The following is a 24,156-nucleotide window of genomic DNA, read 5'->3' as shown; positions in this document are numbered from 1 at the left end:
TTGGCGCGCCGGGTATGGATAATGCACGCGCCTTTCTGGGGATGGTGTCAATGAGTGGGGACCGAAAACGCGCAAGACAAGCCAATTCCAGCCGTCATTCGCGTACGCGGCGCTGGCTGCGGCGGATCCTGTTGCTGGGTGTCGTCATGATCGGGGTGAGCATTGTGCAGGTCGCGGTCCTGCGCTTCGTCGACCCGCCGTTCTCGGCCTTCATGGCCAGCCGTACGCTGTCGGCCTGGGTCCATGGGGATTTCGGCGGCACCGTCGCCTACGACTGGCGGGATCTCGATCGCATGGCGCCCAGCCTCCCGCTGGCGCTGGTCGCCGCCGAGGACCAGAACTTCCCGGTGCACCACGGCTTCGATTTCAAGGCGATCGGAAAGGCTCGCGCGAGCAACGCGCGCGGGCGCAAGGTCCGCGGCGCCAGCACGATCAGCCAGCAGGTGGCGAAGAACCTGTTCCTGTGGAGCGGGCGCAGCTGGGTGCGCAAGGGGATCGAGGCCTGGTACACGGTGCTGATCGAAAGCCTGTGGCCCAAGCACCGGATCCTGGAGATGTACGCCAACGTCGCCGAGTTCGGCGATGGCGTCTACGGTGCGCAGGCGGCGTCTCGCACGTTCTTCGGCAAGGATGCCAGTCGGCTCACGCCAGCCGAAAGCGCGCGCCTGGCCGCAGTGCTTCCCAGCCCGCGGCGCTACAACGCCGCCCGTCCCGGGCCCTACGTGCAACGCCGCAGCAGGGGCATCCAGCGACAGATGCGCCACCTGGGCGACGGTTACCTGCGCGCCGCGCACTGAGTCGCGGGCGACCGCCGCCACGCCCACTGGCGCACCGGTCAGCCGCGGGCCTCGTACCAGCCGCGCGACCGGTTGACGATGCGCACGATCGACAGCATCACCGGCACTTCGATCAGCACGCCGACGACGGTGGCCAGCGCGGCGCCGGAATGCACGCCGAACAGGCCCACGGCGGCGGCCACCGCCAGCTCGAAGAAGTTGCTGGCGCCGATGAGCGCGGACGGACCCGCCACGCAGTGCGGCACGCCGAACCGCCGGTTGAGCCAGTACGCCAGGCCGGCATTGAAGTACACCTGGACCAGGATGGGGACGGCAAGGATCGCGATGACGGCCGGCTGGGCCAGGATCTGTTGTCCCTGGAAGCCGAACAGCAGCACCAGCGTGGCCAGCAGCGCGAGCAGGGACACCGGGCCGAGCCTGCGCAGCAGGGCCTGCAACCGGGCCATGCCGCCCGCCGCCAGCAGGGCGCGACGCAGGGCGACACTGATCGCCACCGGCACCACGATGTAGAGCCCGACCGACAGCAGCAACGTGTTCCATGGCACCGTGATCGAGGAGATCCCCAGCAGCAGCGCCACGATCGGCGCAAACGCCACCACCATGATGGCGTCGTTGAGCGCGACCTGGCTCAGCGTGAAATTGGGCTCGCCGTCGCACAGGTGGCTCCAGACGAACACCATCGCCGTGCATGGCGCCGCCGCCAGCAGGATCAAGCCGGCGATGTAGGAGTCGAGCTGCGCAGCCGCCAGGTTGGCGGTGAACACATGGCGCACGAAGATCCACGCCAGCAGCGCCATCGAGAACGGCTTCACCGCCCAGTTGACGAACAGCGTCACGCCGATGCCTTTCCATTGCCCGCGCACGCCGGCCAGGGCGCCGAAGTCGATCTTCAGCAGCATCGGGATGATCATCAGCCAGATCAGGCCGGCCATCGGCAGGTTGACCTGCGCGATTTCCAGGCGGGCGATGGCCTCGAACGTGCCGGGGAACCGGTGTCCGACCAGGGTGCCGGCAATGATGCACAAGCCCACCCACAGCGTGAGGTAGCGTTCGAAGAAGCCGATGCCGGCCGCGGCGGCGGGCGCGGGGTCGATGATGGCAGCCTGGCTCACGTGGCAGCCCTGCCGGTGTCGTTATCGGCATGTGCATCGAAACCGTCCAGCGCGCATGCGAGCGCCGCGTGGCGCGCGTAACCGCTCATGCAATCTCCCGCAGCAGCGCCAAAACGCGCGCGCCGATTTCATCGCGCACGCGTCGATAGCCGGCGTCGTCCATGTCGCGGGGATCGGGCAGCGCCCACTCCTCGCGTCGCCTGGCCGGAACCGACGGACACCGGTCGCCGCAACCCATCGTCACCACCGCGTCGAATTCCAGGCCCACGACCGCGTCGAGCGATTTCGATGCGTGCGCGCGCAGGTCATGGCCCAGCTCGTCCATGAAGCGGATGGCCTTGGGATTGACGTGCCCCGAGGGACTGGAGCCTGCGCTGTAGGCTTCGACCGCGTCGCCGCCGTGCACGCGCGCGAAGGCTTCCGCCATCTGGCTGCGATTGGAGTTCTCGACGCAGACGAACAGCACGCGTCGCGGCGTGGCCGGGGTCATGCGCAGCACGCGGCCGTCTCGCCGGCGACCTGCTCGGTGGCCGGCACGCTGCAGGAGGACTTGCAGCTGCCTGCCGCCGCGCCAGCCTTCGCGTCCGGACTTTCAATGCCAGCCAGCGACGGCCCGCAGCAGCGGTCACGCGCCACCGGATCGCTGGCGGGGTCGGCGTAGTACGTGGTCGCATCGCCATGGGTGTGGAAGGTTTCCCAGAGCACGCCCTGTGGATCCTGCGCCCAGAACTTGTCCGACCGCGCGTAGCAGCAGGTGGTGCCCGCCTCCGCCAGCCCGATGGCATCGGCCGACCGCAGCCGCTCGCCGACCGCGGCGAGCGCGTCGGCGGTTTCCGCCTGCAGCCCGAGGTGGGCGATTCCGGATGCGCCGGACTTGCCGGTGGAAATCGCGAAGTTCAAGCGCGGATCCTCGAGCATCCATTTGGCGTAATCGTCCTTGCGCACGCTCGGGGCGGCGCCGAACAGGCGCGAATAGAAGGCGAGGTTGGCCTCCAGGTCGGAAACGTGGAGGTGGACGTGGAAACGGTGGCTGGTCATGGCATCAACTCCGGGGTGGGCAGGTGGGATCGCAATCGCCGCTGGCGCAGCAGTTGTCGGTCAGGTAGGCAAGCAGGGCGTCCATGCGCGGGTAGCTCGCGCGCACGCGGATGACGCGGCCTTCGCGGGTGTCGTCGACCAGCCCGGCCGCGCGCAGCACGTTGAGATGCGCGCTGAGGGTGGCTGGCGGGATGTCGAGCAACTCGCGCAGGCCGCCGACCGGCAGGCCGCCGGCCCCGGCCTCCACCAGTGCGCGGAAGGCCGCCAGGCGGGTGGAGTTGGCCAGGGCGGAGAGGGCGTCGACGGCGTCTGCGTGATTCATAATTCCATAATTCCGGAAATATAGAACAGTGTCAACCCCCCGCGGCGCTGGCACCATCGCGCCATGGATCGAACCCTGTTGACCGTCGTCGTGGCCGCCTTCAATGAGGAAGCCGCCTTGCCGCTGCTGCATCCGCGCCTGGCCACGGTGCTGGACGGCTTGCGCGCCGGCGGCGTGGAGTCGCGCGTGCTGTACGTCGACGACGGCAGCCGCGATGGAAGCTGGCGCGTCCTGCAGCAGATCGCCGCGGCCGATCCGCGGGTGGCGCTGCTGCGGCTGTCGCGCAATTTCGGCAAGGAGGCCGCGTTGACCGCCGGGCTGGACCTCATCGACGAAGGCGCCGCGCTGCTGCTCGATGCCGACGGCCAGGATCCGCCGGAGCTGATCCCGCAGTTCGTCGCCAAATGGCGCGAAGGCTTCGACGACGTCCATGGCACCCGCACCTTGCGCGAGGGCGAGGGCTGGCTGAAGAAATCCACCGCGCACGGCTTCTACCGGCTGATCGGACGCCTGTCGAAGACGCCGATTCCCGCCGACACCGGCGACTTCCGGCTGCTGTCGCCGCGCGCGCTGGCCGCGTTGCGGCAGTTGCGCGAGCGCCATCGCTTCATGAAGGGCCTGTTCGGCTGGATCGGCTTCCGCCAGGTCTCGATTCCCTACCAGCGCGAAGCGCGCGTGGCCGGCGACAGCAAGTTCAACTTCTGGAGGCTGTGGAATTTCGCGCTCGAGGGCATCACCAGTTTCACCACCGCGCCATTGCGGCTGGCGACCTATCTCGGCGTCGTCACGGCGTTGCTCGCCTTCGCCTACGCGCTGTGGATCGTGGCCAAGGCGCTGCTGTGGGGCGACCCGGTCGCCGGCTGGCCGACGATGATGTCGGTGATCCTGTTCCTGGGCGGGGTGCAGCTGGTCGCCCTGGGCCTGATCGGCGAATACCTCGGCCGCCTGTACACCGAATCCAAGCAGCGGCCGCTCTACCTCGTCGACACGTGGCGCCCGGCGTCGGGAGTATCCTCGGCCCAGGCTCCCGCAGGAGACAGCGATGCGCACCGTACGCCAGTTGCTCGAGGCGAAAACGCCTGAGGTATTCGCGATCGGGCCCAACGCGCCCGTATACGAAGCGATCGGCCTGATGGCCGACAAGCGCATCGGCGCGCTGCTGGTGATGGAGGCCGGCAAGCTCGTCGGGATCGTTTCCGAGCGCGACTATGCGCGCAAGATCGTATTGCAGGGGCGCTCGTCGAAAGACACGCCGGTGCGCGACATCATGACCCCCCAGGTGGTCAGCGTCGGGCTCGACCACAACAGCGACCAGTGCATGCAGATCGTCACCGAGCGCCGCATCCGCCACCTGCCGGTAGTGGAAGGCAATGCCGTGCTTGGCGTGGTTTCGATCGGCGACCTGGTCAAGGCGGTGATCGAGGACCAGCAGGTCGAACTGGAACAGTTGCAGCGCTACATCGCCAGCTAGGGCCTGCCGTGCGGCGCCTGTGGACGATCATCGGCGTGGCGGACGTGGCCGTCGCCCTGCGCTGGTACCAGTCGCTGCTGGGACTTGCGATGACGCCAGCGGCGCACGGGGACTTCGGCCAGGTGCTCGATACCGACGGCACCGTGCTGCTGTGCCTGCATGCCTGGGGCGCGCACGAACACCCGCCATTGAAGGATCCAGGTCCAGGGGCTCCGGGCAAAGGCCTGCTGCTGTTTTTCCGCGTCGCCGATTTCGATGCGACGCTGCAGCGGGCGCGCAGGCTGGTCGAACGCCTCGAGCACGAGCCGCACCTGAGCCCGCATACCGGCACGATGGAATTCGCGCTGCGCGATCTGGATGGGCACTACGTCATGGCCAGCGCGCTGTCGATGGAAGACGGCCGCGCGGGCGGGCGGCCATCTCCGATGCCCACCGGTTGACCACCCGGCAACGCTGCCTTGGCTTCGGCTGGGTGCCGATGCGGTTGCCTGGTCCCGGTTCCCCAGCCACTCCAGGCCAGGCGACCGTCATTTGGCGTAATGCCCGCCGCAGTCGGCATTCTTCCCGGGTCCGAGTTCGAGCGTCGCCAATAGCGCCGCCGGGGGGGCGATGCTGCCCAGCGCCAGCGCGATCGCCCCCCGCAGCCCCAGGCGCTTGAGGTCGGGCCGGAAGCTGGGGTCCTTGAACGTCCCGCCCACGACCAGCGGCGAACGCAGCACCAGCAGGCTGCGGTCCTTCGGGCGCGGGCGCAACCGGAGATCCAGCGTCTCCTCGCGCAGGTTGATGCTGCCGTCGCCGACAATGATCGTGTCGGTGGTGTCGAACGCCAGCGCGCGCGACGTCATCACGCCGTTGGCGACGGAGAAGTCGCCGAACGCGCAGCGGATCGGGATCGTGTGGTCGCCTTCGATCAAGTATTTCAACGACTCCTCGATATCGATCCCGGCCAGTTCCATCACCAGGTTGCTGATGCGTCCGCGCCCCATGCCGACGGCAACATCGCCATCGGAGCTGCCCAGCATTTTCGCGATCGAATTGCCGCTACCCGTCAGCGCCGCCCGCCCGCCGACCTTGCCGATCGCCTCCTTCACCAGCTTGGGCTCGGGCATCAGCTTGCCCAGGTCCAGCCCGCGCATCGCGATCTCGGCGTGGGTCTGGATCGGCGTCCGGCTGGCATCCATGCGGATGGTCGATCGGATATGGCCGTCGGCCACGCCGAAATCCAGCGGAACCAGCTGCAGCACGCCGGCATCGAGTTTCAGGTGCGCATCCATGTCGTCCAGCGGCAACCTGGGCGCGTTGATCCGGCGCGCCTTCCAGCGCACGTCGGCATCCATCGCGCGCAGCTTGGCCAGGTTGTAGGGCGTGTCGGGGATCACGCGCGTGCTCGCGGCCTCGCGCGCCGACAGGGCGCTGAGGCTGGCGTTGGTGGATTCGCCGCCTCCGGACTGCGGCGCCTTGCCGATGAAGACCGCCAGGTCGTCGAAGTCCAGCCGTTGCGAAACCAGGTCCGCCTTCAGGAACGGTCGCTTGCCGCCGACCGTGATGTCGGCATCCCCTGCAAGGTCGCTGTCACCGACCTTGCCGTGGAAGTCGTGGTAGTGCCACGTCGACCGCTTGCCATCCAGGTCGCGTGTCAGCCGGCCGTCGAACGCATATGGCGGCGATGGCGGCAACGCGATGCCGAGCATCGGGTAGAGCGCTTCAAGATCCTGGCCGCTGAGTGCAAGCATGAGGTCGAAGTCGCGCAGTTGCAGCGGATCGACCAGGGTGCCGCGCGCATGCGCGCGGGTCGCGCCCGCCCTCGCGTTGGCATCGATCCGATACGGCTGCTGCTTGTCGCGCAACGCCAGCGGCGACTGCGCGTGGCCCTGCACGCTGAAGGGATTGCCCTGCCAGCGACCGCTGCCCTTGACGTCGATCGGCGGGGCAACATCGCCCTTGCCGGGCGCGGTGCTGTCGACCTGGACCTCGATGTCGGTCCTGGCCGCGGCGTCGCGGTAGTGCAGGTGGCCGTCGTCGATCCAAAGGCGCCCGAATCGCGCCCGGGTATTGCCCTGTTCGCCGAACACCCAGTTGCCGACGCCCTTGGGACCTTTCTCGAGCAACAGTTCCGGATGCGCCAGGTGGATCGTCGGGATGCGCACCTGGCGGTGGAACAGCAGTGGCCAGACTTCGATGCCGAAGTCGAGCCGGTCGACGCTCGCCATCGTGTCCTGCTTCGACCAATCGGCGTTGCCGAAGCGCAGCTTGTCGGCGCGGATGGTGGTGACGCGGCCCAAGTCGACATCCAGCTGGCCGCCGATGTCGAAACTGCGGCCGGTGCGCGATTGCACCTGGCGCTCCACCGGGCCCTTGAACCAGTTCCAGTCCCACATGGCGACGAGGACCACGATGGTGATCGCCAGCACCGCCAGGCCGGTTAGCCGGGGGTGGCGGCGCAATGCTGCGACGGGCGGGACGGTGGTGCTGGGCATCGGGACTCCCGCATCGCCGCGACAGGACAGTCCGAATGGCGACGCGATGCGATGAATGCGATCGCCACCTTCACTGCCGGCAGGTCAACCGGCGGTGAAAGCCTCCCACTGCGCGTCGGATCGGCTATGCCCGCCGTGTTCGCGAGATACCTCCCGGGCGGGCCGACACGGCGCATCCACCGCACGCCACCGATGCTTAGGTGGGTCAGTCCTGCCGGGCCGCCTGCGCGTGCTCGCGGGTGGCGGCGAACCGCACCGCGGGCGCGCGCTCCTGCGCCAGCTGCAGGTTGACCCGGGTCGGGGCGAGGTAGACCAGCTCGCCGGCGGCATCGACCGCGAGGTTCATCGCGTTCTTGTCGCGGAATTCCTCGAGCTTCCTGGCGTCATCACAATGGACCCAGCGCGCGGTGGTGACCTGCACCGGTTCGAACGACGCATCCACCCCATATTCGTCCTTCAGCCGATAGGCGACCACGTCGAACTGCAGCGTGCCCACCGCGCCGAGGATCAGGTCGTTGGACATCAGCGGCCGGAAGAACTGCGTCGCGCCTTCCTCGCTCAGCTGCGCCAGGCCCTTTTGCAGCTGCTTGAGCTTCAGGGGATCGCGCAGGCGCGCGCGACGGAACAATTCCGGCGCGAAGTTGGGAATGCCGGTGAACGACAGCGACTCGCCTTCGCTGAAGCTGTCGCCGATCGAGATCGTGCCGTGGTTGTGGATGCCGATCACGTCGCCCGGGTAGGCGGTTTCAACGATCTCACGATCAGACGCCATGAACGTCAACGCATTGGCAAGCTTGACCTCCTTGCCGGTGCGCGCCTGCAGCGCCTTCATGCCGGCGCTGAACGTGCCCGAACAGATGCGCATGAAGGCGACCCGGTCGCGGTGCTGCGGATCCATGTTGGCCTGGATCTTGAAGACGAAGCCCGACAGCTGCGGTTCGTCGGGCGCGACCTCGCGCGAGGTGGTCGCACGCGGGCGCGGCGACGGCGCGTGCTCCACGAAGAAATCCAGCAGCGGCTGCACGCCGAAGTTGTTCACTGCCGAGCCGAAGAACACGGGTGTCTGCCTGCCGGCGAGGTAGGCGCTGGCGTCGAAGGGATGCGACGCGCCCTGCACCAGTTCCAGTTCATCGCGCAGTTCGCGCAGCATGTCCGCGCCGATGCGCGCTTCCAGCCGCGGATCGTCCACCGACGCGAAGATCGTCGAGTCCTGGCGGGTGAAGTTTCGCCCCTGCTCGTACAAATGGACTTCGCCCGAAACCAGGTGCACGACGCCCTTGAGCCGCTGGCCCATGCCGATCGGCCAGGTCACAGGGGCGCACTGGATGCCGAGCACGGATTCGACTTCGTCCAGCAGGTCGATCGGGCTTCGGCCCTCGCGGTCGAGCTTGTTGATGAAGGTCATGATCGGCGTGTCGCGCAGCCGGCAAACTTCCATCAGCTTGATCGTGCGTTCCTCCACGCCCTTGGCGACGTCGATCACCATCAACGCCGAATCCACCGCGGTGAGCACGCGATACGTGTCCTCGCCGAAGTCGGCGTGGCCGGGCGTGTCGAGCAGGTTGACAATGCGGCCTTCGTAAGGGAACTGCATCACCGACGACGTCACCGAGATGCCGCGTTCCTTTTCCAGCGCCATCCAGTCAGAGGTCGCGTGGCGGGCCGCCTTGCGCCCCTTCACGCTGCCCGCCATCTGGATCGCGCCGCCGAACAGCAGCAGCTTTTCGGTCAGCGTGGTCTTGCCCGCATCGGGGTGCGAGATGATCGCGAACGTGCGCCGCCGCGCGGCTTCTCTGGCCACTTCGCTTTTCTGTTCGGACATGGGAACGGCGCGCAAAGGCGCGTCAGGAAGCGGGGAAGGCCGCGATTATAGCGGCTGCCGCCTCCTTTCCCTGTCCTGGCACGGGAACCGCCGGAAGCCGGACGCCGGCGGTCAGCGGCTGCTGCCGAATGCCAGCTTGCCCTGCGGGCCGCTCATGCGGAACGGGATCGATTCCAGCCGCATGCCCCGGTTGACCTGCACGACGAAGTGCAGGTGGGGGCCGGTGGTGAAGCCGGTATTGCCCGACGACCCGATCTGCTGTCCGGCCCGGACATGCTGGCCGACGCGGACCACGACGCCGTTTTCCTGCAGGTGGGCGTACAGCGCCATCGTCCCGTCGTCGTGCAGGATGCGCACGAAGTTCGCGCGGCCGCCGAATTTCTCCAGGTTCAACCCGGCCTTGTCGAAGTCGCTTTCGATTTCCATCACGATGCCGTCGCGCGCGGCCAGGACCGGGGTACCGATCGGCGCGACGAAGTCGACCGCGTAATAGTTCTGCTCGTCGTTGTGGCTGAAGCTGCCGCCATAGCCCTGGTCGATGCGCTGTTCCGACTGCCGCAACGGCAACTGGTACAGGACATCGCGCGGTCGTGCGTTGGGATCGCCGGGGACCGTCTGCAGCCGCAATGCCACCGAATGGTTGCTGCCGGTACCCACCGCCGACAGCACCGACACCACCGCGCTGGCGTTGGCGGCGACCGTGGCGCGCGCCGGCAGTGCGGGCGCACCGGTGATGCTGGTGTCGCCGTCGGCATCGAGCATGACTTCGATCGGGCCGTCGATCAGGTTGTCGGCCCAGGCCAGGGTGCGCCCGTTGCTGGTCTCGATGCGCAGTCGCGCGACGGCCGCGGGTTCGGCCCGCACCGGGATCGTGCGGACATCGCGCACCTGCTGGCGCTTGTCCGGCGGGCGATCGCCGTAGTGGGCGATGCCGCTGGCATCGGTCCAGCGATAGATCTTGGCCGGCATCGCGGCCGGTGCCCAGCACAGCGCCAGGACGCAGGCGATCCACGCGATCGGGAGGGAACGCGGGGAGCCGGCACGCCGAAGGTGGAAGAGTGGTTTCGACATGCCGCGGAGTATGCGCAAGGCGGGTGCAACCGCGGGTGGTTGCGTCAACATATCGCTACATCAGGATAAAGCGATTGCAAGCCGGCGCGGGCCGGGGCGCGGGCTTCGGGCCCGTTGCGCCGCCCGGCGACGAAGCCTAAGACCCCGTTGGTGGCAACCCCAGTCCGGCAAGATAGCTCTCGAACGGCTGCGGACGGTCGATCGCGAAGCCCTGCGCGTAGTCAACGCCCATGGCAGTCAGGGCCGCGCACACCGACTTGGTTTCCGTGTGTTCGGCGATCGTGCGCTTGTGCAACAGGTGCGCGATGCGGGTGATCGAACTGACCACTTCGGCCGCCAGCGGCGAGACCTGCATGTCGCGCACGAAGCTGCCATCGATCTTGATGAAGTCCACGTCCAGCGCGCGCAGGTGCCCGAACGAACAGAAGCCGGTGCCGAAGTCGTCCAGCGCGAAGCGGCAGCCCAGGCTGCGCAGTTCGTTGATCACCCTTTGCGCACGCGCCGGGTCGCGCATCGCGCTGGTTTCGGTGATCTCGAAGCACAGGCGTTCGGCAGGGAAGTCGCTGCGGTGCAGTCGCTCGGACACGAAGCCGACGAAACCTTCGTCCATCAGCGTGGCTGCCGACAGGTTGATCGCGCACATCGCCACGCCGCCAGCCGCGATGGGCTGGCTTTCCAGGCGTTCCAGCGCCAGGCGCACGACTTCGCGATCGATCCGCACCGACAACTGGAAGCGTTCGGCGGCGGGGATGAAGCGGTCGGGCAGGTGCGGAGTGCCGCCCCGGTTGTCGCGCATGCGCAGCAGCAGTTCGAAATGCGCACCGGTTTCCATCGCCGGGTGCAGTGGCGCGATCGATTGCGCATACAGCAGGAAGCTGTGTTGCTGCAGGGCCTCGCGGATGCGCACGGTCCAGCGCATGCCCGACGCGGGGTCGGAGGCGTTGCCGCCCACCCCCGCCATCGAGATCCGGTCGCCGCCCAGTTCCTTGGCGTTGAAGCAGGCGGCGTCGGCCTGCGACAGGACTTCCGCGAACTCCACCTGCTCGGGCTGGAACGGCACCAGCCCGATGCTGGCGGTGGTGCCGAACTGCTCGCCGCCGACCGCCTGGTGGCTGTTCTCCACCGCATGCAGCAGCGCCTGCGCGCGCTCGCGCGCGATGGTGGGAGTGGCGTTGTGCAGCAGCACCACGAACTCGTCCCCGCCCAGGTGGCCGAGCAGGTCGCCCGGGCGCATCTGCGCGTTGAGCGAAACGGCGACTTCGCGGATCAATGCATCGCCGACCTCATGGCTGGCGGTGTCGTTGACCAGCTTGAGGTTGTCCAGGTCCAGGTAGGCCAGCGCGAGCGGCACGTTGGTCGGGTCGCGCAGCGCGCGTCGGACCTGCGCCTCGAATTCGCCGCGGTTGGGCAAACCGCTCAATGGATCGGTGCTCGCGCGCCGCAGCAACCGTCGCGCCCCGGCGCGATGCTCGTCGACCGTCATCGACAGCACGATCGGCAGGATCGCGATCAGGCACAGGTACAGCAGCAGGATGGCGACCTCGAGCGTGCCCTGCGCGGCATGGAACCCGGCCAGCCCAAGGCCCGCGAAGCCGGTGATCAATGCCACCGTCAGCAACACCGAGACCGCCGTGCGCAACGGGGTGAAGCGCAGCGCGCTCCAGAGCATCACCGTCAGCGGCAGGCTGGTCAGGCCAAGCGCGAAGTCCCGGCTCAGGCTCATGCCCCAGGCCATCAGCAGGAAGCTGGTCACGAGCGCGATGTTCCACAGCAGGCCTTCGCCGACCCCCGCCGCGCGCCACTGCCGCTTGCCCATCCGGCGGCGGACGAACCAGTCGGCCGCCAGCAGCAGGGCCGGCGTCACGCTGGCCACGCCCAGCACCTCGGCCAGCGACCAGCGCAACTGCATCGACAGCAGTTCCGCCCAGCTGGCCCGGTCGCCCTGCCAGATCGCGATGCTGCCGATGCCCACGCTGAGCAGCACCATCAGCGCCCCGCCCATCAACACCTGGAAGCCGTAGCGGACGGTGCCCGGCCGCAACGCAGGATCCCGGTGCACCACCCAGCTGGCGGCAAGCACTCCCAGGAACGCACCGAGCATCGACCACGGCAGGAACGTATCGGGCCCGGTTGCGATCCACCAGTGCGACAACCACATGGCGATGGGCACCAGCGGTGCCCAGCGCCATCCCCAGAGCACCGCAAGCGCGAGGGCCAGACCGGCCGCGGGCCAGTAAAGCGGCACGTCCCCGGGGGCGGCGATGAACTGCAGCGAATACACCACCCCGGCCCCGTAGACCGCGAGGAAGCCGGCGATGCGGGCGGCATTGCGGACGCCGAGGCGAAGGCGGGTGCCCATCATTCGGCACCCAGCGCGTCGGGCGCGGATTTGGAGCTGAGCAGCTGCAAGCGGTTGGCGCTCAGCAGGTCGGCGCTGCCCTGCTGCAGGTCCCGCATCAATGCCGGCAGTTCGGTCTGCCTGGTCGGGCGGAACGCCGCCCAGCCATCGCGCCCGTGCTCCTTGACCCAGTACAGCGCCGCATCGGCCATTTCCACCATCTGTTCCCAGCCCAGCCCCTGTTGCGCATCGCGGAACAGCGGGTACTCCGACAACCCCACCGAGCAGGTCAGGTGCAACGGTTCGGCCAAGCCAACGTCGAAGTCCGCGGTGGCAATGGCATTGCGGATGCGATGGCCGATCGTTTCCAGGTAACGGCCGCCCATGGGACGGAACACCAGCAGGAATTCCTCCCCGCCCCAGCGGGCGAGGTAATCGCTGCTGCGCGCCAGGGAACCCAGCACCTGCGCCACCTGCAGCAGTACCTGGTCGCCGGCACGATGGCCGTGCTGGTCGTTGATGCGCTTGAAGAAGTCCAGGTCGACCAGGGCGAACACCAGCACCTGGTCGTAATCGCCGCTGCGCTTGCGCTCGCGGTCGTAGTAGGCCAGGTCCGCCGGGATCTGGTTGGCGAGGTAACGACGGTTGCGCAGGCCGGTCAGCGGATCGGTCTGGCTGGCCTTTTCAAGCCGCGCATTGGCGGCATGCAGCTCGCGCGTGCGCGCCTGCACCTGGCCTTCGAGCGCGACGCGTTGCTGGGCGTGCCGCTGCAACTGGTAGCGGTAGCCGGCGTAGAGCAGCACCAGGCCCAGGGCGGCGAGCAGCGCGCGGAACAGCCAGGTCTCATGGAACAGCGGCTGGATGCGGAAACGCAATGTCGCCGGGCGCGGATTCCAGACGCCGGCGTTGTTGGCGCCGATGACCTCGAAGGTGTAGTCCCCCGGCGGCAGGTTGGTGTAGTTGGCGCTGCGCCGGCGCGCATCCTCCAGGCGATGCCAGTTGCGGTCGTATCCACGCAGCCGGTAGCGCAGTTGCACGCTGCCGGGATCCTGGAAGCTCAGCGCGGTGAATTCGAACCCGAGGTCGCGCGCCGAGGCCGGAAGCACCTGCTTGGAACCGTCCGCTGGTACCGACTGCCAGCCATTCGGCGTGCGCAGGCGTTCGACCACCAGTGACGGCGGCTGCGGGTTGCGCTTGATGTCGTCCATGTCCAGTGCCACCACGCCGTCGCGCGATGGCAGCCAGAGCACGTTTCCGGCGCGGAAGCCCTTCGACATCCCGGCGCCGTTGCAGCAGAACCCCTGCTGGCCGGCGTTGGGGTCGCCACGCTCGTTGAGCACCATTTCGCCATGGACCGGGCGGCTTCCGGATTCGCCGCTGGTCGGCAGCTCGGACATCGGCACCCGGCTGATGCCGCGGATGCCGGCGATCCACAACCAGCCATGCGGATCCTGGGTCAGGAAGAACGGCGCGTTGGCCGGCATGCCCTGCTCGGGCCCCAGTGTGTGCCAGCGACCACCGGCAAGGACCAGCAGCTGGCCGGCCAGCGAGCCCAGCAACAGGCGGCCGTCGTCCAGCGGCAGCAGGGCCGAGACGTCCAGCGTGGAGGGTAGGCCATCGCGGACTTCCAGAGGGAGCACGCGCCCGTTACGCAGTTGCCAGACGCCGGACTGCGTGCCCAGCAACATGCGGTGGTCACGATCGAAGGCGATCACCCGCACCCGCGGATCGAGCAGGCCCTGTGCCTGTCCGATCCGGGTGAGCTTGCCGCCGACGTCATGGAACAGGCCGTCGGTGGTCGGGAACCAGAGACTGCCATCGCGATCGCGCACGATGCCGTTGATCTGCGCGCTCGCCATCGGCGCGAACTCCGGACTGGAGACGACCTTGCCGTCGCGCAGCGTGACCAGGCCGTGGCGGGTGCCGATCCAGACCACGCCGGGTTCGGCGAGGATGTTGTAGGCATGCGGATGCGGGAGCGCGCTGCCGGGCACGATCAGCTGGAAGCGGCCGTGGTCGAACAGGCTCAGGCCGTCGTTGCTGCCGACCCAGATTCGCTCGTCGGTGCCGTTGCCGTCCACGGCCGGCGACAGCGACCAGATGATCGGATCATGCAGGCCTTCGCCGGTGCTGTAGCGACGCGTCCAGCCATTCCAGACCCGCGCCAGGCCGTTGAGCTGGCTGCCCAGCCACAAACTGCCTTCGCGGTCTTCCATGCCAGCGGTGACCTGCGGGAATGCCCGCGGGTGGGTATCGGGCACGAACTCCCACAGTGCGCCGTTGCGGAAGCGCCCCAGGCCGGCGTTGCTGCCGACCCACAGGTTGCCGTCCCGGTCGCCCAGCAACATCGTGACCGGCGAACGGTCCAGCGGCGTGGCCGTGACGACCGCCTGCCAGCCCGCGGCGCCGAGCCGGTACAACCCCTGCGACGTGCCGGCCCATAGTTGCCCCTGTGCATCGCGCAGGTGCGAGACCGCGGCGCTGGCGGCATCGGCCGGCAGCGGCAGGCGTGCCACACGGCCATCGGGGCCGATCCGCTCGACTGCGCCGGTGGTCGCGACCCAAAGGCCATCGTGGCGCGGCAGCAGGTCCAGCGCCGGCACCGGCCCAGGCTGGCGCACCAGCTGGTCGCCCACCACCCGGAAGACGCCATCGGTGGTGGCGGCCAGCACGCTGCCGTCGCCCAGTTCGGCCAGCGCATAGATGTCCAGCGAGGGATAGCGCCTGGGATCGGCGGCACGGATCGACCTGAACCTGCCGTTCTCGTAGACCGCCATGCCCTTGTAGGTGCCGATCCAGAGCCGCCCCGCGCGGTCTGCCAGCAACGACCGGATCCAGATGCCGGCCAGTTCGGGGGTGTCCTCCGGCGTATAGCTGACGAAGCGCACGCCGTCGAAGCGGGCCAGCCCGCTCTGGGTCCCGACCCAGATATAGCCGGTGTGGTCCTGGGCCAGGCTCAACGCGCTGATCTGCGGCAGGCCGTCCTGGATCGACCAGGTGTTGAGCACGAAATTGGCGAAGGCCTTGTCGGGCTTGAGCGCCTGCGCGGGACCGGACAGCAGCAGTGCCAGCACGAACAGGCCGGCCAGCCAGTCGCGACCGACGCCGTCAGGTCGCCGGGCCACATCGCGCGCGCGCGCGCGCCTGCGACGCCCACGCAGGAGCGGCAGCCAGCGCATTGGTTGACGCAGCGGCTTCACCACGGTCGAGGCCCCCTTGCGGCGATCCTACGCCAGCCGCGCGCATTTGAGCGAAGGGCTTTGCAAGGGTGCCGGACGGTCCGCCACGAGGCCCTCAACACTCGATGACGTTGACCGCCAGGCCGCCGCGGCTGGTTTCCTTGTACTTGTCCTGCATGTCGCGGCCGGTGTCGCGCATGGTCTTGATGACCTTGTCCAGCGACACCTTGTGCTTGCCGTCGCCGCGCAGGGCCATGCGCGAGGCATTGATCGCCTTCACCGAACCCATCGCGTTGCGCTCGATGCAGGGGATCTGCACCAGCCCGCCGATCGGATCGCAGGTCAGGCCGAGGTTGTGCTCCATGCCGATCTCGGCGGCGTTCTCGATCTGTCCGGGCGTGCCGCCGAGCGCCGCCGTCAGCCCCGCGGCCGCCATCGAGCAGGCGACGCCGACTTCGCCCTGGCAGCCGACTTCGGCGCCGCTGATCGAAGCGTTTTCCTTGTAGAGGATGCCGATCGCCGACGCGGTCAGCAGGAAGTCGAAGATGCCTTTCTCGCGCGCGGCCGGGTCCTTGGCATCGGCGCAGAAGCGCTCGTAGTAATGCAGCACCGCGGGCAGGATGCCGGCGGCGCCGTTGGTGGGCGCGGTGACGACGCGGCCGCCGGCGGCGTTTTCCTCGTTGACCGCCAGCGCATACAGGTTGACCCAGTCGAGCACCGTCAGCGGGTCGCGCATCGCGGCTTCGGGCTGGGCCGACAGCTCCGCGAACAGCAGCGGCGCCCGTCGCACGACATGCAGGCCGCCGGGCAGGGTGCCTTCCTGGCGGATCCCGCGCGCCACGCACGACTGCATCGCCGCCCACAGTTCGCGCAGTCCGGCGGCGATCTGTTCGGGACTGCGCCAGGCCTGCTCGTTCTCGAACATCAACTGCGCGATCGACAGCCCCGTGCGCTGCGCGTGCGCCAGCAGTTCGGCGCCGCTGTGGAAGGGGTAGGGCAGCGGCGTGGTGTCGGCGACGATGCGGTCCTGCGCGGCATCGTCCTGGTTGACGACGAAGCCGCCGCCAACCGAGTAGTAGTCGCGGGTGGCGATCTCGTTGCCGTCCGCGTCGTACGCGCTGAAGCGCATGCCGTTGGTATGGAAGGGCAGCTTCTGGCGCTTGTTCATCACCAGGTCGCGCTTCTCGTCGAAGGCGATCGGATGGCGGCCGAGCAGCTGGATGGTTTTCGTCGCGCGGATGCGCTCCAGCGCGGCGGGGATGATGTCGGGATCGATTTCGTTGGGCCAGTGGCCTTCCAGCCCCATCAGCACGGCCTTGTCGGTGCCGTGGCCGCGACCGGTGAGCGCGAGCGAGCCGAACACTTCGGCGCGGACCCGCGCGGTGCGCTCGAGGTTGCCGTTGTCGGCAAGCCAGTGGCTGGCGAAACGCGCCGCCGCGCGCATCGGCCCGACGGTGTGCGAGGAACTGGGCCCGATGCCGATCTTGTACAGGTCGAAGGTGCTGACGGCCATGGCGCGCGTGGTCGGGAAGGGCCCGGAGGCATGTCTGGCTATTCTATGCGCCCGCCGACGAACGCCGGCTTGCCATCTTGGACTGCGATGCGCCTGGTCCTGTTCCAGCGAGACGATTGCCAGCTGTGCGACCAGGCGCTGTCGCTGCTGGCCCAGGTGCGCGCACCGGCGTTCGAGAGCGTGTTCATCGACGGCGACGCCGCGCTGGAGGCGCGCTATGGCGTGCGCGTGCCCGTGCTGCGTGACGAAGGCGACGGGCGCGAGCTCGGATGGCCCTTCGATCCGCCGCTGTTGCGCGCCTGGCTCGGCGGGGCGTAGGCGCCGGCATCGCAAGGCTCGTGCGGCGCGTACGGGATCGCGACCGCCGATCCCGGCGGAGCGGTCATTTCGCGGGTTGCAGGCGGACTTTGGTGCTGACCGCGATCGCATCCTGGATCAGGTCGGTATCGGACCAGTCGCCAACGCCGATTCCGAATGCGAGCCGTTGCACGGTCGCCTTGCCCGCCAGGACCGGTTGCGCACCACCGGTCCAGGTGAACTCGAGCGTGACCGGCCTGCTCACCGCGTGCAGCGTCAGCGTGCCGTCGGCAGCGTAGCGGTTGCCACCGAGCGGGCGGAAACCCTCGGCGTGGTAGCGCGCCTGCGCGAAGGTGGCCGCGTCGAGGAAAGCGTCGCCAAGCATCTGGGCGTCGTAGTCGGGATTGCCGGTGGTCGCCGAGGCCAGCGGGATGTCGACGTCGAGCGTGGCGCTGCCCGGATCGGCCGGGTCGAACGAGACGCGCGTGCTGAATCCCGGGAAGCGCCCGGTGAACACCTGGTCCTGGTAGCGGCCGGCGAAGGCGAGCGTCGAGCCCGGGGCCTGCACGTAGTCGGCGGCCCGGGCCATGGCCGGTGCGCAGAGGACCGCAAGCAGGACCATGGTGGCCGTCGTCAGCCTACGCCGCGGGGCAGTCGTCGCGGCGCCCGTGGCTGCTGCCGCCAGCGGCCGGCGAACTGCGCGTTTTGCCGCGGCGCCGGTGCGAGGCGAGCCCCGGAACGTCACCGGTTTGTGCGGGAATCGGACGGCGTCTTCACGCATGGGGGTGCTCCGTTTGCGCCTGGGCCGATGGTGCGCGCAGCCAGCCACGCGGCAGCATGCGCACCAGGGTGTCGTCGCGCTGAAAAAGGTGGTGGTAGATCGCCGCCGCCGCGTGCGCCAGCGCCAGCACCACCAGCGCCCAGAACAACGCTTCATGCAGTGGCCGCACGACTTCATGCAGCGCGTCGCTGCGACTGGCCAGTGGCGGCAGGTTGACCAGGTTGAACCAGCGCAGCGGGAAGCCGGTCGATGAATTGAGCAGCCAGCCGCTGAGCGGCAGTGCGAACAACAGCACGTACAGCGCGCCATGGGTGAGCGTGGCCAGGTGCGCCTGCCAGCGTGGAATCCCGCTGAGCACGGCAGGCCTGCCCGCGTACAGCCGCCATGCCAGGCGCAATACCCCCAGCACCAGGATCGTCATTCCGGTCGACTTGTGCAGCATGTAGAAGAAGATCTTGTGCGGCGTATCCGGCAGGTCGACCATGGTCAGCCCCAGGTAGGCCATCACCAGGATCAAGGCGACGATCAGCCAGTGGAACGCCTGGCTGATCGCACTCCAGCGTTGGCGGTCAGGCGCGGTCATGCCGGGTTGCCCATCGCGGGCGCGGCACCGGTGGGCGCGGGCGGCACGGCTGCAGGCACGGCCGGTTCTGGCGAAGGAGCGCCCGCGGAACGGTCCAGGATGGCTTCGGCCTCGATCCGCAACCGCACCTCGTCGCCGATCACGGTCGGCCAGGCGCGGATGCCGAAATCACTGCGGTGCAGCGTGGCAGTGGCCGAAAAACCGGCCACGCGATGGAATGGCGGCAGCGACAGGCGCTGCAGCTGGTTGAAGGTCACGGCCAGGCAGGTGTCGCGGCCGACCCCATGCAAGGTCAGTGTCCCGCACACCGACGCATGGGTCGGATCCCTCGCCTCAACCCGGTGCGAAACGAACGTCGCCACCGGCCACGCCTGGACATCGAGCAGGTTGCGCGCGGAGGCGGCGCGGTTCCATTCCGCATCGCCCAGGTCAAGCCGGCCAAGCGGCACGCTGACGGAAATGCTGGCCGACGACCAGTCATCGGGATCGAACACCAGCGTGCCCGTGCTGCCCGACACCGTGCCCAGCGCATGCGAGAACCCGGCGTGGCTGATCGCGAACACTACCCGCGTGTGCACCGGATCCAGTCGATAGGTGCCGCCCTGCGACTGCGCCGCCAGTGGCAGCGCGAGCAGGACGCAGGCCACGGCACGCGAAACGCGCCTGCCGCGCCGCGGCGTGTCGCGCCTGCATGCATCGTACGGTCGCGACACCAGCACCCGCATCGGTCTCTCCCGGTCACCGGCAATCCCGGCGCGATGGCGGATTCTAGGCCCGAGCCGATGAATGCCTTGCACGGGCCAGCTCGCGTTGCGACCATCGGGCCCCGCACCTTGCGGCTGGGGAACGACGTGAACGCACGATCCAAGGCCTGGTGGCGGGGGCTGCCGTTGTTGTTGTGCGCCTGGATCGCCGCGGCGCCTGTTGCCCGTGCCGGGCTGCCGGAAACCCCGCAGCCGCAGCAGATCACGGTCGCCGACGGCTTGCCGTCCAACCGCATCAACGACATTGCCGAAGACGCCTTCGGCTACCTGTGGATCGCCACCAGCGACGGCCTCGCCCGTTACGACGGCATCGGCTTCCAGGTCTGGCGCGTCGGGCAGGGCCTGCGCGACAACAACGTCTGGGCCGTGCATGTCGATGCACGCAACCGGGTCTGGGTCGGTACCAGCACGGCGGGACTGGCGGTGCTGGACGTCGACCGGCGCGTGTTCCGCTACTACGACCATGCCTCGGATCCGCGCATCGGCGGCGACGACATCTGGACGATCACCTCCACCCGCGATGGCGCGCTGTGGTTCGGAACCGCCGACGCAGGGCTGCACCGGCTGGATCCCGACGGCCGCATCACCCGCTTCCTCCCGCGCGCCGGCGATCCGCACAGCGTTCCGGATGCGGGGATCGTGCAACTGGTGGTGGCGCCGGACGGCACGCTCTGGGTCGGCACCAAGAATGGCGTCGCGCGCTGGAACGGCCGCGACTTCGACCGCCTTCCGGCATCGGCCTTGAACGCGCCCGCCGTCAACGGCCTGTCCGTCGACACCGACGGCGCGCTGTGGATCGGCACCCCGCGCGGCGTCAGCGTGCGCCGGCCCGACGGCAGCACGTCGCTGCGGCCTTGGCCCGGTTACGACAAACCCTTGTTCCACATGCTGCTGCGCGATGGCGGGGGGATCTACTGGCTGGACACCGTCGACGGCTTGGGACGCGACAGCGAATCCGCGCTGGATGCCTCCGGCGCGACCGAAGCCGGCGTCGTCCGCAACGTGCCGCTGTACAGCAACTCCGCCCACGGCGCGGTCAAGCCGTCGTGGTCGCGCGGCTATGAAGATCGCGAAGGCGGCCTGTGGTTCGGCAGCACCGACAGTGGCCTGTGGTACCTGCGCACCTACTGGCATCGATTCTCGGTGCTGTCGCGCCAGCTCGACGATCCGGCGTCGTCGGCCAACGCCTACGTGCACGGCATCTCCGCCTCCCGGTCGGGCGACATGTGGCTGGTCGGCAGCGGCGGCATGCTCGACCGGCTGGATCCGGAAACCGGCAACATCCAGCACGTGCTCGCCGACGCGGGCCTGGGCTACATGCCGATGGCGGTGCACGAGGATCGCGCCGGCAAGGTCTGGATCAGCTACTACCGCGGGCTGGCGCGGCTGGATCCCGACGACGGCCGCGTGCGCCGCTGGAGCGCCGACGATCGGGTCGACGCTGCGCTGCCGAGCGAGCGCGCGTGGTTCGCCGAGACCTCCGACGGCGTGTTGTGGACGGCCTCCGAACTCGATGGCGTGCAACGCCGCGACGGCGACGGACACGTGCTGGAAACCATACTGCCCGGACATTCCGGCCTGGCCGCGGGCAGCAGCCTGCACCAGATCGACGCTGGCGCCGATGGCGGCATCTGGATCGCCGGGTCCAACGGCCTGCTGGCGTGGAATGCGGGCGACCATCGGTTCCAGCCGGTGCCCGGCGTGCTCGATGCGACCGTCTACGGCTTCGCGCTGGATGCGGACGCGCATACGGTCTGGATCGCGCGTTTCGGCGCGCTGGAGGCCTACCGCTGGCAGGGCGACGGATTGCGGCTGCAACGCCGCTTCGATGCACGCCAGGGCCTGCCGGCGGTGGCGCCCAACGGCCTGACCATCGACAGCAACGGCGTGGTCTGGCTGACCAGCGTGCGCGGCCTGATCCGCTTCGATCCGGCCACGCGCTCGTCGCGCGTCTACGGCGTGCTGGACGGCCTGCCGAGCCAGGAGTTCGGCGAGCGGCCGATCCCGCGGCCGCAGGACGGCCGCATTGCCGCCGCAACGCCGGACGGGCTGGTGCTGTTCGACCCGGCGGTGGTGCATCCGGCGGCCACCGCGCCACGGCTGGTGATCGAGTCGGCCAGCGTGCGCCGCGGCGATGCGACGATCGAACTGCCGGCGACGGACGGCTTCGAGCTCGCGTACGGCGATCGCGACCTGCGCATCACCGCGCGCCTGCTGTCCTTCGACAACGCGCGCTCGCATCGCTACGGCTTCGACCTGAAGCATTACGACACCGACTGGGTCGAAGTCGGCGCCACCGGCGAGCGCACGTTCTCGCAACTGCCGCCCGGCGACTACCGCCTGCGCATCCGCGCCAAGACCGCCGACAACGTGTGGTCGCCCGTGCGCACGCTGGGCTTCCGGATCGCGCCGCCGTGGTGGCGCACGCCGTGGGCGATCGCGGCGCTGGTGCTGCTGGCGGTGCTGGCGGCCTGGCGGGTGGCGGCGACCTATCGCGCGCGCCTGCGGCAGAAGCACGAGTGGCAGCTGGCCGAGCACAAGCGCGACGTCGCCGAGCAGGCCTCGCTGGCGAAGACCCGCTTCCTGGCGACCCTGGGCCATGAAGTTCGCACGCCGATGACCGGCGTGCTCGGCATGAGCGAGCTGTTGCTCGGCACCGACCTGGATCCCCGCCAGCGCAGTTACACCGAGTCGATCCGGCGTGCGGGCAACCACCTGTTGCGGCTGGTCAATGACGCGCTGGACCTGGCGCGGATCGAGGCGGGCAAGCTCGAGCTCGACGACCAGGTGTTCTCGCTGCGCGGCATGCTGGAGGAAGTGGTCGAGCTGATGAAGCCTCTGGCACAGCAGCGGGGGCTGGCGTTCAACGAGCGCATCGATGCCGACGTCCCGTCGGTCGTGCGCGGAGACGCGGTCCGGATCCGGCAGATCCTGCTGAACCTGCTCGGCAACGCAATCAAGTTCACCGAGCACGGCAGCGTCGGACTGCACATCGCCGCGCTCGGTGCGCAGGACGTGCGCTTCGAGGTCAGCGACACCGGCCCGGGGCTCAATGCCGAACAGGCATCGCGCCTGTTCCGCCGTTTCGAGCAGGCCGATGCGCGCACGTCGGCGCGCTACGGCGGCAGCGGCCTGGGGCTGGCGATCAGCCAGGAACTGGCCGCGGCGATGGAAGGGCACATCGAGGTGGAGAGCACGCCCGGCCGCGGCACGCGCTTCATCGTCACCCTGCCGTTGCCGCGCGCCGATCCGCTACCGGGAACTGCCGGGAGCGCAGTTACGCCAACGCCGGGGGCCTCCCGGGGACTCGAGGTCCTGCTGGTCGAAGACGATCCCACCGTGGCCGAAGTCATGGTCGGCCTGCTGGGCGCGCAGGGCCACCATGTCGTCCACGTCGCGCACGGGCTGGCGGCGCTGGCGCGCGTCGCGGGTGGACGCTTCGACCTGGCACTGCTTGATCTCGACCTGCCGGGACTCGATGGCCTGGCGCTGGCGCGGCAGCTGCGGGCGCAGGGATTCAGCGCGCCACTGCTGGCAGTGACCGCGCGTGCCGATGCCGACGCCGAACCCCTGGCCCGCGCCGCCGGCTTCGACGGCTTCCTGCGCAAGCCGCTGACCGGCGGGCTCCTGCTGGCGGCGATCGAGTCGCTGCTGCCGGAGACCGAGGCGACGTAGGCGAACGCCGTCCGCATTCGGGCGGATGAATTTGCGTTTAGGAATGCGGTGATAGCGTGCGCGCACCTTCGCACCATCCGCGAAGCGCGGGCACGCATGAGCATCAACGACGAATCCGCGGCCACGCGGCTGCTATGGACCGGCGGCTGGGCCTCGACGTTCCAGTTGTTGCGGGTGCTGTTGCAGCAGCGCCGGCCCGTGGTCCCCTATTACCTGGTCGACTCCGGGCGGCCTTCGACGCAGGTCGAACTGGCCACCATGGAGCGCATCCGCGCGCGCCTGGCCCTGCTGCATCCCGGCACGCGTGCGCTGCTGGCTGGGACGCGCATCTGCCAGGTCGCCGACCTGGCGCCGGATGCCGAAGTGGATGCGGCTTTCCGGCGGGAATTGCAGGGCGCATTCATCGGCAGCCAGTACGCCTGGCTGGCGCGCTTCTGCCGCCAGCATTCGATCGACGACCTGCAGCTGTGCATCCATCGCGACGACCAGGCGCACGCGGTGATCGAGCCTTTAGTGATCCGCGTCGCCGGAGTCGACGGCACCTGCACCTGGCGCATGGATCCGAACTTCCGCGCCACCGACCCTGATCCCTGCCTGCTGTTCGATCGGTTCTCGCTCCCCTTGTTCGAGACCAGCAAGCTCGACATGTCGCGCGCGGCCGAGGAGCAGGGCTGGACCGCGCTCATGCACATGACCTGGTTCTGCCATCGTCCCGGCCGCGACCAGCAGCCTTGCGGCCGCTGCAACCCGTGCCTGTACACGATCGAGGAAGGCCTGGGCTGGCGCATCCCTGCAGGACGGCGCGCGACCTCGGCCGTCTACCGCACCTTCGTGCGGCCGTTCAAGGCGCCGGCGAAGGCGCTGCTGCAGAAACTGCAACCGCGCGCGGGCTGATCGACAGGCGCTTACGGTTCGC

The 24,156-nt window shown here is 68.9% G+C and carries 20 protein-coding genes; 7 read left to right on the top strand and 13 right to left on the bottom strand.

What is annotated here, in order from left to right; translation table 11 throughout:
• The first annotated feature begins 50 nt into the window (after positions 1-50).
• Complete coding sequence (mtgA, locus tag G7B67_RS01395; protein WP_166206633.1) at positions 51-797, top strand: monofunctional biosynthetic peptidoglycan transglycosylase; 747 nt, start codon at positions 51-53, stop codon at positions 795-797.
• 38 nt (positions 798-835) lie between these two features.
• Here the strand turns inward: mtgA and arsB are convergent, their stop codons facing one another.
• The 4 genes from arsB to G7B67_RS01375 form a co-directional block, all read right to left on the bottom strand.
• Complete coding sequence (arsB, locus tag G7B67_RS01390; RefSeq protein ID WP_207780850.1) at positions 836-1,861, bottom strand: ACR3 family arsenite efflux transporter; 1,026 nt, start codon at positions 1,859-1,861, stop codon at positions 836-838.
• Positions 1,862-1,994: 133 nt separating this feature from the next.
• Positions 1,995-2,399: an arsenate reductase ArsC gene (locus tag G7B67_RS01385; protein WP_166206629.1), complete on the bottom strand. Its 405-nt coding sequence runs from the start codon at positions 2,397-2,399 to the stop codon at positions 1,995-1,997.
• Positions 2,396-2,947 (bottom strand): ArsI/CadI family heavy metal resistance metalloenzyme, encoded by a 552-nt coding sequence (locus tag G7B67_RS01380; protein ID WP_166206626.1) that lies wholly within the window; start codon positions 2,945-2,947, stop codon positions 2,396-2,398. The genes G7B67_RS01385 and G7B67_RS01380 overlap by 4 nt, the downstream gene beginning before the upstream one ends.
• A gap of 4 nt (positions 2,948-2,951) precedes the next feature.
• Positions 2,952-3,269 carry an ArsR/SmtB family transcription factor gene (locus G7B67_RS01375; RefSeq protein WP_166206623.1) on the bottom strand — a complete coding sequence of 106 codons (318 nt, stop codon included), beginning with the start codon at positions 3,267-3,269 and terminating at the stop codon, positions 2,952-2,954.
• A gap of 63 nt (positions 3,270-3,332) precedes the next feature.
• Here G7B67_RS01375 and G7B67_RS01370 point away from each other — a divergent pair, with 63 nt between their 5' ends.
• The 3 genes from G7B67_RS01370 to G7B67_RS01360 are packed head-to-tail and all read left to right on the top strand — an operon-like array spanning position 3,333 to position 5,180.
• Positions 3,333-4,352, top strand: coding sequence for a glycosyltransferase family 2 protein (locus tag G7B67_RS01370; RefSeq protein ID WP_166206620.1), 1,020 nt, complete (start codon positions 3,333-3,335; stop codon positions 4,350-4,352).
• Positions 4,312-4,740: a CBS domain-containing protein gene (locus tag G7B67_RS01365; RefSeq protein WP_166206617.1), complete on the top strand. Its 429-nt coding sequence runs from the start codon at positions 4,312-4,314 to the stop codon at positions 4,738-4,740. Before G7B67_RS01370 ends, G7B67_RS01365 begins: the two co-directional genes overlap by 41 nt.
• An 8-nt stretch (positions 4,741-4,748) precedes the next feature.
• Positions 4,749-5,180, top strand: a complete 432-nt coding sequence (locus G7B67_RS01360; protein WP_166206614.1) for a VOC family protein — start codon at positions 4,749-4,751, stop codon at positions 5,178-5,180.
• A gap of 87 nt (positions 5,181-5,267) precedes the next feature.
• Here the strand turns inward: G7B67_RS01360 and G7B67_RS01355 are convergent, their stop codons facing one another.
• From G7B67_RS01355 to G7B67_RS01330, 6 genes are all read right to left on the bottom strand, one after another.
• Positions 5,268-7,217 (bottom strand): AsmA family protein, encoded by a 1,950-nt coding sequence (locus G7B67_RS01355; RefSeq protein WP_166206611.1) that lies wholly within the window; start codon positions 7,215-7,217, stop codon positions 5,268-5,270.
• Between the two features lie 205 nt (positions 7,218-7,422).
• On the bottom strand, positions 7,423-9,039 hold the full coding sequence (locus tag G7B67_RS01350; RefSeq protein WP_166206608.1) for a peptide chain release factor 3: 1,617 nt from the start codon (positions 9,037-9,039) through the stop codon (positions 7,423-7,425).
• A 111-nt stretch (positions 9,040-9,150) separates the two neighbouring features.
• Positions 9,151-10,110 carry a peptidoglycan DD-metalloendopeptidase family protein gene (locus tag G7B67_RS01345; protein ID WP_166206605.1) on the bottom strand — a complete coding sequence of 320 codons (960 nt, stop codon included), beginning with the start codon at positions 10,108-10,110 and terminating at the stop codon, positions 9,151-9,153.
• 136 nt (positions 10,111-10,246) lie between these two features.
• Positions 10,247-12,469: a putative bifunctional diguanylate cyclase/phosphodiesterase gene (locus G7B67_RS01340; RefSeq protein ID WP_166206602.1), complete on the bottom strand. Its 2,223-nt coding sequence runs from the start codon at positions 12,467-12,469 to the stop codon at positions 10,247-10,249.
• Complete coding sequence (locus G7B67_RS01335; protein ID WP_207780843.1) at positions 12,469-15,573, bottom strand: ligand-binding sensor domain-containing diguanylate cyclase; 3,105 nt, start codon at positions 15,571-15,573, stop codon at positions 12,469-12,471. The genes G7B67_RS01340 and G7B67_RS01335 overlap by 1 nt, the downstream gene beginning before the upstream one ends.
• A 169-nt stretch (positions 15,574-15,742) precedes the next feature.
• Positions 15,743-17,140 (bottom strand): L-serine ammonia-lyase, encoded by a 1,398-nt coding sequence (locus tag G7B67_RS01330; protein ID WP_166206596.1) that lies wholly within the window; start codon positions 17,138-17,140, stop codon positions 15,743-15,745.
• Positions 17,141-17,227: 87 nt separating this feature from the next.
• Here G7B67_RS01330 and G7B67_RS01325 point away from each other — a divergent pair, with 87 nt between their 5' ends.
• Positions 17,228-17,458 (top strand): glutaredoxin family protein, encoded by a 231-nt coding sequence (locus G7B67_RS01325; RefSeq protein ID WP_166206593.1) that lies wholly within the window; start codon positions 17,228-17,230, stop codon positions 17,456-17,458.
• Between the two features lie 64 nt (positions 17,459-17,522).
• Here G7B67_RS01325 and G7B67_RS01320 read toward each other — a convergent pair whose 3' ends face one another.
• From G7B67_RS01320 to G7B67_RS01310, 3 genes are all read right to left on the bottom strand, one after another.
• On the bottom strand, positions 17,523-18,059 hold the full coding sequence (locus G7B67_RS01320; RefSeq protein WP_166206590.1) for a YceI family protein: 537 nt from the start codon (positions 18,057-18,059) through the stop codon (positions 17,523-17,525).
• 151 nt (positions 18,060-18,210) lie between these two features.
• Entirely contained in the window at positions 18,211-18,801 is a 591-nt protein-coding gene (locus G7B67_RS01315) for a cytochrome b (RefSeq protein ID WP_166206587.1), read from the bottom strand.
• Positions 18,798-19,448 carry a YceI family protein gene (locus tag G7B67_RS01310; protein WP_243412194.1) on the bottom strand — a complete coding sequence of 217 codons (651 nt, stop codon included), beginning with the start codon at positions 19,446-19,448 and terminating at the stop codon, positions 18,798-18,800. The genes G7B67_RS01315 and G7B67_RS01310 overlap by 4 nt, the downstream gene beginning before the upstream one ends.
• 204 nt (positions 19,449-19,652) lie before the next feature.
• Between G7B67_RS01310 and G7B67_RS01305 the strand changes: the two genes are divergently transcribed.
• On the top strand, positions 19,653-23,240 hold the full coding sequence (locus G7B67_RS01305) for an ATP-binding protein (RefSeq protein ID WP_243412193.1): 3,588 nt from the start codon (positions 19,653-19,655) through the stop codon (positions 23,238-23,240).
• A gap of 96 nt (positions 23,241-23,336) precedes the next feature.
• Positions 23,337-24,134 (top strand): 7-cyano-7-deazaguanine synthase, encoded by a 798-nt coding sequence (locus tag G7B67_RS01300; RefSeq protein WP_166206579.1) that lies wholly within the window; start codon positions 23,337-23,339, stop codon positions 24,132-24,134.
• Positions 24,135-24,156: the final 22 nt, after the last annotated feature.

The sequence above is a fragment of the Cognatiluteimonas telluris genome (assembly GCF_011320095.1).
Lineage (GTDB): Bacteria > Pseudomonadota > Gammaproteobacteria > Xanthomonadales > Xanthomonadaceae > Cognatiluteimonas > Cognatiluteimonas telluris.
Note: the sequence above shows the minus strand (reverse complement) of the source record. Positions and strands in the feature narration are given on the sequence as shown.

Excerpts from the sequence above, each read along its gene's own strand:
- G7B67_RS01340 (WP_166206602.1), bottom strand. The coding sequence starts at position 12,469 with ATGGGCACCCGCCTTCGCCTCGGCGTCCGCAATGCCGCCCGCATCGCC.
- G7B67_RS01345 (WP_166206605.1), bottom strand. The coding sequence starts at position 10,110 with ATGTCGAAACCACTCTTCCACCTTCGGCGTGCCGGCTCCCCGCGTTCC.
- G7B67_RS01300 (WP_166206579.1), top strand. The coding sequence starts at position 23,337 with ATGAGCATCAACGACGAATCCGCGGCCACGCGGCTGCTATGGACCGGC.
- mtgA (WP_166206633.1), top strand. The coding sequence starts at position 51 with ATGAGTGGGGACCGAAAACGCGCAAGACAAGCCAATTCCAGCCGTCAT.
- G7B67_RS01315 (WP_166206587.1), bottom strand. The coding sequence starts at position 18,801 with ATGACCGCGCCTGACCGCCAACGCTGGAGTGCGATCAGCCAGGCGTTC.
- G7B67_RS01325 (WP_166206593.1), top strand. The coding sequence starts at position 17,228 with ATGCGCCTGGTCCTGTTCCAGCGAGACGATTGCCAGCTGTGCGACCAG.
- G7B67_RS01355 (WP_166206611.1), bottom strand. The coding sequence starts at position 7,217 with ATGCCCAGCACCACCGTCCCGCCCGTCGCAGCATTGCGCCGCCACCCC.
- G7B67_RS01380 (WP_166206626.1), bottom strand. The coding sequence starts at position 2,947 with ATGACCAGCCACCGTTTCCACGTCCACCTCCACGTTTCCGACCTGGAG.
- G7B67_RS01330 (WP_166206596.1), bottom strand. The coding sequence starts at position 17,140 with ATGGCCGTCAGCACCTTCGACCTGTACAAGATCGGCATCGGGCCCAGT.
- G7B67_RS01375 (WP_166206623.1), bottom strand. The coding sequence starts at position 3,269 with ATGAATCACGCAGACGCCGTCGACGCCCTCTCCGCCCTGGCCAACTCC.
- G7B67_RS01350 (WP_166206608.1), bottom strand. The coding sequence starts at position 9,039 with ATGTCCGAACAGAAAAGCGAAGTGGCCAGAGAAGCCGCGCGGCGGCGC.
- G7B67_RS01365 (WP_166206617.1), top strand. The coding sequence starts at position 4,312 with ATGCGCACCGTACGCCAGTTGCTCGAGGCGAAAACGCCTGAGGTATTC.
- G7B67_RS01370 (WP_166206620.1), top strand. The coding sequence starts at position 3,333 with ATGGATCGAACCCTGTTGACCGTCGTCGTGGCCGCCTTCAATGAGGAA.
- G7B67_RS01320 (WP_166206590.1), bottom strand. The coding sequence starts at position 18,059 with ATGGTCCTGCTTGCGGTCCTCTGCGCACCGGCCATGGCCCGGGCCGCC.
- G7B67_RS01385 (WP_166206629.1), bottom strand. The coding sequence starts at position 2,399 with ATGACCCCGGCCACGCCGCGACGCGTGCTGTTCGTCTGCGTCGAGAAC.